Annotated in this window: 8 protein-coding genes; all 8 read left to right on the top strand. The window is 34.6% G+C overall.

The window, feature by feature from the left end; translation table 11 throughout:
• Window positions 1-9 precede the first annotated feature (9 nt).
• The 8 genes from AC4BB2_RS09550 to AC4BB2_RS09515 all read left to right on the top strand — a co-directional run bounded on the left by AC4BB2_RS09550 (window position 10) and on the right by AC4BB2_RS09515 (window position 12,864).
• Window positions 10-702, top strand: coding sequence for a WxL domain-containing protein (locus AC4BB2_RS09550; protein ID WP_490472705.1), 693 nt, complete (start codon window positions 10-12; stop codon window positions 700-702).
• A 26-nt stretch (window positions 703-728) separates the two neighbouring features.
• On the top strand, window positions 729-1,403 hold the full coding sequence (locus tag AC4BB2_RS09545) for a WxL domain-containing protein (RefSeq protein WP_490472704.1): 675 nt from the start codon (window positions 729-731) through the stop codon (window positions 1,401-1,403).
• Between the two features lie 23 nt (window positions 1,404-1,426).
• Entirely contained in the window at window positions 1,427-2,110 is a 684-nt protein-coding gene (locus tag AC4BB2_RS09540; protein ID WP_490472703.1) for a WxL domain-containing protein, read from the top strand.
• Window positions 2,111-2,334: 224 nt separating this feature from the next.
• Window positions 2,335-3,417 carry a WxLIP family cell surface protein gene (locus AC4BB2_RS09535; RefSeq protein ID WP_490472702.1) on the top strand — a complete coding sequence of 361 codons (1,083 nt, stop codon included), beginning with the start codon at window positions 2,335-2,337 and terminating at the stop codon, window positions 3,415-3,417.
• 20 nt (window positions 3,418-3,437) lie between these two features.
• On the top strand, window positions 3,438-6,152 hold the full coding sequence (locus AC4BB2_RS09530; RefSeq protein ID WP_490472701.1) for a leucine-rich repeat domain-containing protein: 2,715 nt from the start codon (window positions 3,438-3,440) through the stop codon (window positions 6,150-6,152).
• A 143-nt stretch (window positions 6,153-6,295) separates the two neighbouring features.
• Window positions 6,296-9,040, top strand: a complete 2,745-nt coding sequence (locus tag AC4BB2_RS09525; RefSeq protein WP_490472700.1) for a putative mucin/carbohydrate-binding domain-containing protein — start codon at window positions 6,296-6,298, stop codon at window positions 9,038-9,040.
• A 21-nt stretch (window positions 9,041-9,061) separates the two neighbouring features.
• Complete coding sequence (locus tag AC4BB2_RS09520; RefSeq protein ID WP_490472699.1) at window positions 9,062-9,751, top strand: winged helix-turn-helix domain-containing protein; 690 nt, start codon at window positions 9,062-9,064, stop codon at window positions 9,749-9,751.
• Window positions 9,752-10,035: 284 nt separating this feature from the next.
• Entirely contained in the window at window positions 10,036-12,864 is a 2,829-nt protein-coding gene (locus AC4BB2_RS09515; protein WP_490472698.1) for a M60 family metallopeptidase, read from the top strand.
• The last annotated feature ends 91 nt before the right edge of the window (window positions 12,865-12,955 follow it).

Here is a 12,955-nt window from a genome sequence, read left to right as displayed (position 1 = left end):
GAAAATTAAATGAAAAAAACAATTATTTTAACAAGTGCAGTTGTATTAACATCATTGGCTATGGCCACACAAGCAGCTCATGCAGAAAGTACAAAACCATATGATAGTAAAGCGACATTCAGTCTTAAAACAGAAGATCCGACAAATCCAGATCCCAATGAACCTGTAGATCCAGAAAAACCAGTTGATCCAGGTGAAGAGGGTGGAACAGGTCAAGTAGGCTTATTGACGATTGATGCTGTTTCTCAATTCAACTTTGGTTCAGCAGCTATTTCAGGTGGCGAAACAAAAACAAATGCAATAGCTAAAGATGGAGAAACATTAGGAATTCAAGTAACAGATAAGCGTGGAACAGGTGTTGGTTGGAATGTTCGAGCAAAAATCAGCAACTTTGAAGATAAAACAGATGCTAAAAATATTAAAACATTAAAAGGTGCTACAGTAAAAATCCCTGCTGGAACATTTAAAACATCAGCAAATGGGGATACATTAAATCCACCAACAGCAGCAAATGCTCAAGGAACAGTGATTGGAACAACTGAAACACAACTTATCACGGCAGCTAAAGAAAAAGGAAAAGGTTCTTGGGTCAACGATTGGGCTGATCAAGTAGAGTTAATAATTCCTGGTGGAAACCTTGTTGGTACTTACTCTGCAACAATTACTTGGACATTAATTGATACGCCTACAGGAACAAAATAATCAGATAAAGAAAAGGAAGTAATAACATGAAAAAAATTAATTTATTAGCAGGTGTTGCATTAGCAGGTCTTTTATTCATCAATGGACAAAGTGCTTTTGCAGCAGATACAGCAACACAAAAAACAACTAAAGCAGAAGTTGAAGTAACGAAATCTGCCGGAATTGATCCAGGAAAACCAGTAGACCCAGAAGAACCAATCGGACCAGGAACTGGATCAGGCGACTTCACTATCAATGCCGTTTCTGATTTTGCTTTTGGTCAAATCAAAATTGGTGAAGTTGGTACTGCAACAGTTGCAACTGGTAAAAAATTAGGGATAGAAGTTGTTGATAATCGTGGTACAGGTTCTGGTTGGAATGTCCAAGTGGCTATGACAAACTTTAGCTCAACAGTTCAGGGCAACACAGATACTATCGTAAAAGGTTGGAAATTAGAGATTCCAAAAGGAAAAGTGTCAAGTAAGCAAGGGGATTTAATGAATGCTCCTGAAACAAGTGCTGTAACATTGGATACTGCTGGTGCTGCTAAAACAGTATTTTCTGCGGCAAAAGATAAAGGCTTAGGTAGATATACGAACATCTTTATGGATGATAAAACAGCAGCTGCAGATGGTGTCCGTTTGACAATTCCTAGTTATGCAAAAGTTGGGACTTATAAAGCCGACTTAACATGGACACTAGCAAATGCACCAGCAAAATAATTTTAAAAAATAGGAGTGTAAAAATGAAAAAAAATCTAGTATTATTCTCATCTCTAGTATTAGGCGTATTAGCCGTTAACAGCTTTAACACAGAGGCACATGCAGAAAATTTATCAGATGCTAAGTCAACTGCTGAGCTTCAAATGTTGGCAGGAAACGAAAACGAAGTTCGTCCCCCAGCAGGAGGCGAAGATCCAACTGACCCAGAAAATCCAGGAACAGGAAATACAGGTCTGTTAACGATTGATCGTGTGCCAAACATAACATTTGGTGAAGTAAACATCAATGGTTCTGATCAAGTAGAATATGCCATGAATGAAAATCCATATACTCAAGTAACAGACGTTCGTGGAACTTCTGCTGGTTGGACACTTTACGCTAGAGCTGATGCTTTTACAAGTGCTGCTAAAGACGAATTAAAAGGTGCAACACTATCAATGAACAATAATGAAGTTGTATCAGCTAGTGCAGGAAAAGCAATCGTTGCACCAAAAGGTTTTGATGTGACATTAACAGCAAAAAATCAAAGAGTTATGATGGCAGACAAAAAATCCGGTGAAGGTACTTGGATGCAAAAATGGACAAAAGCAGCTGCTGATGAAAAAAATAAAAGTATCCAATTAGCTATTTTAGCTGGTACAGCTAAAGCTAACACAACTTATACAACAACCATTTACTGGGAGCTTCAAGACGCACCAGGAAAATAAAAATAAGTAAGAGCAAGGCCAAAATTGATTGATACTAAGAAAGTAGGTAGATGATTGGACAAAATAACTATTTTGTTCCAACCCCTACTTTCTAACGATTGATCACATTAAATAAACTAATCGTTATTTTATTCACCACAGACGTTAAAACATCTGTTTTAAAAGTTGGGTGTCTCAAAAGTTTTAGGTTAGCCCAAGCTCATTTACTACAGGAGGAAAACACGATGCGTAACGTCAAAACAATGATTTACAGTTTATTTTTAATTACATTATTCTTCATAGGAACGCCCGCTTTAGCGGCAGATATGGAATATTCCATATCTGCCAATATTCCGGAAAATCAAGTAGATAAAAGTCAAACGTACTTTGATCTACGAATGAAACCAGGACAAAAACAAGACTTAACACTTAATGTTTCAAATGCTGGGGACAAAGAAATCACGTTGAATATCATTCCTAATGTGGCAACAACCAATCAAAATGGTGTGATCGATTTTAGTGAAAAGGACAAGGCCATAGATTCTAGCCTTAAGTATCCACTGACAAAGCTTCTATCTAAGGAACAAAAAGTGACCTTAGCACCTAAAGAGAATAAAGTGGTTTCGTTTAGCTTACAAATGCCAGAAGAGGAACTGCCTGGGAAAATAGTGGGCGGATTTTACGTCTATAAAGATGAATCAGGGGAAAAAGACAAAAAATCTGAAGGCGGCGTTCAAATCACCAATAAATATGCCATGGTTGTTGGTATTCAACTAACTGAAAAAGATGATCCTGTAGCACCTGAATTAAAATTGAATACGATTCAACCAAGTTTACTGAACTATCGAACAGCCATAACAGCTAATTTACAAAACACACAACCAACATTTGTGAATGATTTGAAAATTGTCGCTAAGGTAAGCGAAAAAGGATCAAAAGAAGTTATCCACCAAACAACTAAAGAAGAAATGGCAATGGCACCAAACTCAAATTTTGATTTTCCAATTAGTTGGGATAATCAGGAGATTACTCCAGGAAAATATTCTTTAGAGTTAGTCGCTAGCACAAAAGACAATGAGTGGAAATTCTCAAAAGATTTTGAAATCAACAGTAAGGAAGCGAAAAAATTAACAGAAGAAGCAATTGATGTCAAAAAAGAACCGAACTATTGGTTGATTGGCGGAATTATTGCGGGAATCATTTTGGTTATTTTAATCGTTATTCTGGTGATTGTAAAAATCATAAAAGAAAAACAACGTAAAAAAGCGTTAGAAAAGAAACGTTTAGAGAAAAAACGGAAAAAAAAGAAAATGAAAAATAATGAGTAAATAAGAAAGGAGGTTACAAAATGAAAAGAAAAGCTAAGTTTCTAAGGGAAGCTATGTTATGTCTACTTTTCATCAGCCTACTTTTTTTAAAAATACAGACTGTTGACGCAGCCGTGGCACAAGACTATTTTACACAAATCTCTCCAAAGGGAGTAGTTAGATCTGGAACAATTTTTACTCCTGATAAACCAGTGATTCGACCGGAATATCAAGGAGATTGGAATGAGCTTCTTACTGAGATCGTTGATAAGGATGACAATCCATTTTTTGCAGGCTACGATGTACCTAGGGGCTATACTAAAGGCCAAGTTCTGTATTATAAAGATGTTGGATATTACAAAGATCGACAATTAGCTCTCAAAGTTGTTATTATTAATGGACCAGAGGTAGCAAACGTGTTTGATGTCCTAGCTTTATCTAAAGAGGGTTCTATTAATTTTAGTCCAACACTTACTGCTGATGGAACAACCGGTCTTTTTAATTATCAATTAGTGTATTCAGACACAAAAGAAGTGGTTAAAGATATTTATCTAGAATTCCCTCAGATTATTCAGATGGATAATCATAATCCTAATGCTGGAGTATATCCTTATCAATCGTTTTCTATAGACGGGTTAAAGAAAGTTTATAATAGGCAAATAAAAGAATATGAACAAGCACCTAGTTTAGATATAGTAACGGATAAGGTATCTGGAAAATCGTTTTTGACAGCTACTTTGGACCGTAATAATTATTGGGGACCCGTTGATCAAAGCTATGTGACAATAGGTGACAATAATTTACCTGGAACTACTGGAGTGAAAAACATAGGAGCTGTGTATCGCCAACTTAGAATTTTTGTAAGCTCAATTGCAGTACCCGGTACTCCAACCTATGGAACACCAGGTGTTGTTGGAAAACGAGTAAGCGATGGATTTCATGCATCTTATGATATTTCTCAAGCTGTGAGTGCTGCTTACCCAATATATTATCCAGATAATGTCACTGTTATACTAGAAGACAAAGAGAAAATATTCTCAACATTTGATGCCTCAGCACTTAAAGTGTCAAATCGAAACGGAGATAATATCACCAGTAAAGTTCAAGTAAAACAGTTAGCTGGAGATAAAATAAGCGTCACTATACCAAATAGTCTATTAAACGAGTTAAATAGTAACTCTGTCAAATTGAGTATAGATTTTACTCAATTGAATGTTGATAAAGCCTTATCACTTTTTGATAAAAAAAGCGGTACGATCAAGATTCCATTGACAGCATACAATATCAGAACGGCCGAAGGCAAAGAAGTCCAATCTGACAGCATTATTGGCTATTCAGAAATTGTACCAACACTTTCGGCAACCACAGTTTCTCAAAAACTGCCGATAAATAGTACAACAAATGATTTAGATGTAAGCAAAATTCTGACAGATGTAAAAAGTACGATTCCAGGAGATAAAGTAACCGTTACGATTCCAACTGAAAAAGTCTTTGATACAGTGAAAAAAGATACAGTTAAAGTACAACTTCAAAGTCAGATTTTTCCTGATGTTACTCAAACATTGGATGTCCCTGTTGATGTCACCGATGATGTTGTAACAGCTGCATTTTTTGAGAATCAAAGTTGGATCATCAATGCTGTCAACAATCAATTGAAGCCTAAACAAATTGGCAAAGATGTCTATGTGTCAGACTTACCTAAAGTATCACAACTTAATACAGATACTGATGGACAGTTTACCAATCAATTTATTCCTAAAAATATCAAATATTTAATCAATCTAAGTCTTTTATCGTTAAAAAATAAAGGAATGATAGGAACTTTACCAGAAGGATTAAGAGAATTATCGAAATTAAAATCTTTTTCAGTCAATGGGAATAAGTTTGTTGGACAAGTACCAGCATTTTCCGATGGATTTAGTTTGATCGATATTAGTAATAATCAATTGACGGTCAATTCAGACAAGGTTCCAAGCTTTTTAACAAGTGCAAGTACTGGAACGAATACGAATACGTTTGTTAACGATTCTAGTACCACAAAATTAAAAATAATAGGAAACTCCTCATTAAACATCAATGGTGCTGATATAAAGACGATCAAGCCATTTGATGAAACAAACCAAGGAAATTTCGCTCTGCAGGCATCACAAGTAGGTAGTGATAAAGTATTTTCATTAAATGACGGACATATTTATACAATCATAAATGACGATACAAAAGCTGTTTTATACGAAGGTCCAGTAGATAAAGCGATTTCTATTCCCTACGCAAAAGGGATCAAATATAGGGTGGTCGTGGACAAAGCCACATTAAATCCTAACAGTCAATTTGTGGTAATCACAAAAATACCTGAATTGAAGCTTGATAATGTACCAAGTGATATGTCATTTACAATATCATTAGATGACAATCAGCCTAAACCAGTGAAATTAACAGGAGCTGTTTCTATCTTTGACAATAGAGATAACGGCCACTGGAGATTAGGATTAACGCCAACAACTCTTACTTCTGGTTCTAGAGAGCTTAAAGGCGCATTCGTATATCAAAATACAAATGGTGGCTATCAATTAATTTCAGCAGGTCAAAAGACTATAATTGAAAGCGGCGTAAGTGATCCAGAGAATGAAAGTATTCCTATTTCGACTAATTGGAATGAAAAACGAGGCTTACAATACATTCTATCCTCGGGTTCTAATTATGCGGGATCATATAACGGCAGTGTTACATGGACACTAGAAGACGTTCCTAGTTCGTAATGAGCTAGGAATCTCTTTAGTATATTAGGTAAATAATTGAGAAATACATAGTAAGAATGGGAGTAGGATGGATAAAAAGAGAGAAGCAACATTCAATCCTATTTTGAAGTGAGTAATTCTTCTAATTTTTAAGGGGTGGCAAAATGAAAAAAAACATAATGATTGTCTTGTCTGTTGTTATAGTGTTCTTTTTTTGTGGACAAGTTGCACAAGCTGAAGAAGGCAGTCTAGAGATAACAAGTATGAAAGAACCTACATGGTTATTTAAAGCTGGAATCAGTAAAGGGAGATATCATGATCGACAAGATTTAGGATTTATCCTGAAGAAAAATGTAGTGTTAAAAGTCAGACAAGTCAATCCTGAATTTAAAGATTCGTTAAGGATCCGTTTACTGTCAAATGATTCAAAAGAGGAAACAACAACAACATTCGGGTCAGAGTGGGTATCGATTTCTTCTGGGTTTGAAACAACTCCATTTATCAATAGAGCTTATGGTCAAAAGACAGCTAAAATAGAATATCAAATAGAAGATTCTGGGGGAACCGTACCATTGCCTATTTATGAGGGAAATGGCAATGAAAATGAATTCTTCACTGCTTGGGACAAATCTGATAGTAGCTTTGCCCTTTTAAAAGGAAGTAATTTTCAACTTTTTATCCCTAAGAGAGACAAAGCGCTGGTCAAAGCACATAAAAATTTTAAAACATTGAAGGATGTAGCCAATTACTTGGACGACATCTTAAATAATTATGATCAATATATTGGCTTAGATAATTCTAGTCCAGTAAATATGCGTAGTGAAAACCGTTATTTCTTGAAAGCAGATGTTAGCGGACCAGGAGGGGCTTATTACGGTGTCGATTGGACTGCGAATACAAGTAGAAGTATCGATATGTGGTTAGAGTATAAAGGATGGGGAACACTACACGAAATCGGTCATGGTTATCAAGCAGGATTTGACAATGAAGGCATTTATACAGGAGAAGTATCCAATAATGTATTGGCAGCACGATATCAATATGAAAAATTTGGAAAATCTGCTGACTCATTCAGTTGGCTCTTTAACTTCGGTAAAAGAACAGAAATAGATAGTGGTTTATACAATAAAATCATAATTGGTGGAAAAGGCTATAAAGATGATCTATCTCATCGGGACCGCTTAGTTCTTTTAGTGATGCTACAACAAAAAGCAGGTAAAGAAGCCTATGCCAAAATGTACCAAGGTTACCGTTTATTAGCGCAACAATCAGGCTTTAATACAAAAAACTATCCATTGCCTGAACTGATGAATAAATATTACAGTGAAACAAGCGGCTTTGATTTTACTCCGGTACTAGATCGTTGGAAGATGGGGACAAATAAAAAACAAACAGAACTAAATCGTGCGAGACGATATCAAGCCGTAGCAGCTTTGGCAGATGTTGTTCCTTCGAATCAGCTGGATGCTGCAAGAAAAAGTATTGATTCTCAAATTTTGATTAATTCCAATTTCGAAATTATTCATAACCAGCAACTTGCGCCGTTAGGCTTGAGAGGGTCACTGACAATTGATTTGAAAATTGATGATATCAACAAGATAAAAGGGAAAAAAATTCGCTTGCTAGATGGAAAAGATGTGGTTAGTGAAGCTGTGATTAATCAAGAGCAAGTTTATTTTGATGACATTCCAAATGGTATTTATACGCTAGAGATTGTTGATAATTTAAAACTTGGCTATACTTTCGACCAACATTATTTTTATGTGAAAGAAAAGAAAAATACGAGTACTCTGACATTCAAAAAAATCAATGCAAGTACATTAGTGAATCAAGAAATACTTTTTCAAGGGTTAGGAAACTACCTTGTTGCTTCTTTTAAAACAAATGCAAATCTTCAACAAGCAAGTTTTAAAGTGATAAATAAAGATCCTCATAGCTATTATGACGGAGAAAAATACATCAGTATACAGGTGAGTGATGCAACAGGTAAGATCATTTACAGTAAAGAACTGGAAGGAACAAAAAATACAGTAGGAGAAGATACGTTTCCTTTTGCTCCTGACTATCAAGTGAAAATCTTCCATGCAGAAACAAAAACTCGTCTACTAAGTACTGATAATATCATTTATAAAACGAATAACACAAACAACTTAAAAATGACCACTAGAGGCTTAGAGAATCTGCAATTAAAAAATGACCCAGAATTGATTTTAAGAGGAAAAATTGATGCATTAGCAGCGGAAATAAATAATCAAGAAGAGATAAAAACATCATCAGAATCTGAATTGAAGCAGCAGCTTTGGGCAGCTATGAATGAATTATCAGAAAAAAATAAAATAGTTTATCAAGATAAATACGACTATCTGTTTCCTGTTGCAGAAACAGGGGACGCAGATAGAGCAACTGTTGAGGTAGTTGCTGATCCAAATGATTTTACGCTAAATACAGGCTCAGCATTTTCATTTAATCAAATTCAATTAGGCCAGACAGGTCAAGCCTATGTAGCACAAGGTGAACAACTTGCTTTAGAAGTCATTGATAAACGAGGAGTAGGTAGTGGTTGGAACGTTCAAGTTGCAATGAGTGATTTTTCACCAGAAGATGAAGAAAACAAAGAAACAATTCTTAAAGGTTGGCGTTTAAAAATTCCAAAAGGAACGATTACTAGCCAAGAGGGGGATTTAGAGAATCCTCCAAAAACAAATGAAGTAATCATTTCAACAGCTAATACAAATCAATTGGTTTTTTCAGCAGAAACAAATCAAGGGCTGGGGGATTATACAAATGTCTTTATGACAGATGAAACAACTACGGAAAATGTTGTCAGTTTATCAATTCCCACTTATGTAAAAACGGGAATATATAAAGCAGAAATAACTTGGTCCCTGATTGATGGACCAATAAAATAAAATTAATAGGAGAATTGAAGAATGTATACAATTGGCTATTTAGCTTCAGAGGAAACCACCGAAGATACCCATATGAATTGTTTAAAGAAAAAAGGGTGGGAAGTGAAGCTGATAAAAAAAACTGATCTGATAGAAAAAGAAGAAAAACTTGATGCAATAATTATACAAGAAGAAGATATGCCACTAATATGTGGCTGGTTAATCGAACTTACTCAAATTGTTAAATTACCAATTTATTTACTTTCAAAAGAGAATGATTCTCATACGAATATTGTTTATTTACAGTTAGGAGTAGAGATTTGCTTTTCATCTAAAATAGATCCAGAAGAATTTATGATAACACTAAATAACCTATTAACAAGATTGGATATGGATAAGTATCAAATAGGGGAAAAAGATAATTCTGTATCAGCGTCAGATTTCGTGTTGATGCCGAATAATTTGAGTGTCATTATTGACGAGGAAGATGAAATTTCTTTAACAAGAAAGGAATTTCAAGCAATGGAGATGTTGTATAATAATCCAGGAAGAGCAATTTCATATGAAGAGTTCAGGGAAACGTTGTGGGAGAACGAAATAGATACTGAGGATAAAAATTACCGAATCGCTAATACTATCTTCCATTTAAGAAGTAAGATCGAAAAAAATACAACAAAGCCAAGGTTTATTAAAACAATTCGATCAAAAGGATACATGTTTAAAGTTAAGTAGTTAAACACAGAAACAAGCGTCAGATGATTTGAAACATAAAATAGATTAAGAGATAAAGATCATTGGGATTAAACCGCTTATTTTTGAAGGATTTATATTTTTACCGTTGTTCATTAATATAAAGGATTGCAATAAAACATTGTCCCTGTTTTATTGCGAGCTTTTTTTAGTTTAATTAAATTTTTTCTGTCTTCAAGTTTATAAACTAGTTACAAATTTAAGTTTTGACTAATGTTAAGGAAAAAGATAGTAGTTAAATAAATTAAGAAAAGGAGTATCAAAAGATGGAAGTGTTTGGAAAATACCAAGGAAGATTTAAAGATGTTACACAAAAAAATAAAATAACTGTTATTTTATTAATAATTTTTATAATACTGACGATCCACGTCTGTCCAATCAATACCTCAGCTGAAACATTTGATGGCGAACGGAACATAGAAACAGAGATTATCGCAATACCAAGAGGAAATCCAACTAAAATAAAAGACAGTCAAAAAAGAACCCATGAGCACTCTGCTTTTGAATCTACAGGTCTATTTTTATATCAAGGAGAAGAAGTTGAGATCACTCTAGAAGACGAGCCGGAAAATTTAGAGTTAAGGATTGGTCAGTGGGGTGGGTATACCGCTATTCCTTATATTTTAACAGGAACGCAAACAAAACCTTTTACAAATGGAATTTTTAAATTAAGTAAAGGAACGAATCGCTTTAAAAGATCAGAGTCTGGCGGAATGATTTATCTTGTAAACTATTCTGATACCAAAACTGAAAGGATTACAATCAAAGGTGGTGTGAAAGTCCCACATTATATCGATGGTGTGACGGCACCAGAAGAATTTGAAGAACAACTGAATACATATAAAGACATCCCCTTTATGGAAATGGAAAGTAGTGAAGTGATTGCTACGATAAGGATAGATAGAGCAAAAGATATTTTCAGTAAAAATGGTCAGGTTAAGAAATTTGTTGATATGTTTTCTAAGACTGCGAAGTTAGCAAGTGAAACGTCTGGTTTTTTTATTGATGGAGCTGGAACAGCCAAAAAATCCAATCAACGAATTCATTTAGTTAACCCATCTTTCGGCGCAGGTCAACTTTTCTCAACCAATTATTTTATTGGTATTCACAGTGGAACGACTAAAGATAGAACAATATTCAGTAGTAGTGGAAATTATCCGGACTGGGGTTTGAGTCATGAAATAGGACATACCTATCAAGATAAAGATTATCTATGGAAGAATATGGCAGAAGTTACAGTTAATATCTTTGCTGATTATATTCAAAAAAATTGGACTCTTACAGGAACTGGCAGATATGATGCGGTAAATAGTTCTAATGGAAGTCGCAAGTCAGTAAAAAATTATTTTTCCAAACTAGAAAAAGATCCCACTTGGACATATGATCGTGAAACGCTAGAATCTTCTGATTATCATTTTGCAGTCTTAGGATTGTACTTAACGTTACCAAGAGTTTTCGGATATGATTTTTATCAAATTTTGAATCAAAATTATCGATCACTAACATACAGTGATACACCTAAGAATGAGTTAGAAATGAAACAAACATTTATTGTACTGGCATCATTGACTGCTAAAAGGAATCTATTGCCCTATTTTGATTATTGGAAATTTACCGTAACAGATGAAACCAGAACAAAAATAGAAAAACTGAACTTACAGCCTTTAGAAAAAGAAATTTGGAAAGATATTTTAGCCAGTGAAGCAGAAGAAAAAAATGGAACCTATAGAATAACGACAAGTATGGGACCTTACAGTATACCCACGGGAGAACTAAAAAAAGAAATAGTCCAATTACCTTTCGAAGAAAGTCAAGATCCTCAGAAATACAGTCAGGCATTTAGCAAACTATATTCGGATCCAGTGGATAGTCCTACAAGAATTAAGACAGGAGGCGGTCTCTCACAAAATGTGGATTTTGGTATCAAGTATGCTGATATTTACCTGATAAATGATTTAGCTGTTCAAAATAAATTCAGCATTCCTTTAAACATTCTTCCTGGCAATAGCTATGTTATGTCAGGGCAAAAAGGAGTTTATGCTACTCTTGGTTATAACAGTGAAAAAAAGAGATTAGTTTTCATTGGGAATGCCAAAAAAATCTTGGAGAACATACCAAATACTATTTATCCTAAGATAAAAATCTATAGTAAAGATATGAAAACAGTGAAAAAAGAAGTCGTGGGTTATGGGAAGAATACTGGTATAGAAATTGCAACTGCGTTGAATAATGAAAAAGTTGAAATTGGAGATATCATTGAACTATACCATAGAGAAGCTAGTAAAAGAGTGACGCGCTATAAGAATAACGTTCGTGTAACTACAGATAAAGATACTTATTATTATAAGATACAAGACAATGGTTGGGAAGAAGTGAATGATCCATACGATTTTACTTCAATAGAAGTAAAAGATACCTTATTAGGTGTGGGAGATTATTGGAATCCAGCCGATAATTTAGTTTCTGCTACTGATAAAACAGGCAATGAAATAGGGATAGAAAAAATCAAAGTTGAGGGAAGTGTAGATACAGAACGTTTAGGAGCATATAGTGTAACATACAATGTCGGAGGGGTAAAAAAAACTGCTGTGATCACAGTAAAAGCAGGACCTGATAGTTTTAGACTTGAAGCTGTACCATCATTTACTTTTGATAGAATCAGTATAGGCGAAGTTGGAAAGGCTCAGGTTGAGGTCGGAGAAAAACTAGGTTTGGAAATTGCTGATTATCGTGGTACTGGAGGAGGCTGGACGCTTCAAGTTTCAATGACAGATTTTTTGGAAACATCTACAGAAAAACCAGAAGTATTTACTGGAGGTTGGAATTTAGTTATTCCTAAAGGTAGTGTCGTTAGTAAAAATACTGATCCAAGCAAATTACCAGAGGCCAAACAAGTCACTATAAATGAATCGAATACAAATCAAACAGTTTTTTTTGCTGAAAAAGATAAAGGATTAGGTACCTATAGCATCAGTTTTATGGATGAACAAACACCAATACAAAATGCTGTTCGTTTATCCATTCCAGCTTATGCAAAAATAGGTAAATACCAGGCTCAGTTAACGTGGTCATTGATAGATGCACCAACGAGATAGGGAGGATCAAAAATTAGGAATAATAAAAGTAGAAAATGTTACTTAATCTGTTTCAAGAAAGAATACTTGAAATTTATTTCTGTTAGTGTTA

Source organism: Enterococcus sp. AAFC-DPL-5146, assembly GCF_058216635.1.
This window is presented reverse-complemented; position numbering and strand designations above follow the sequence as displayed.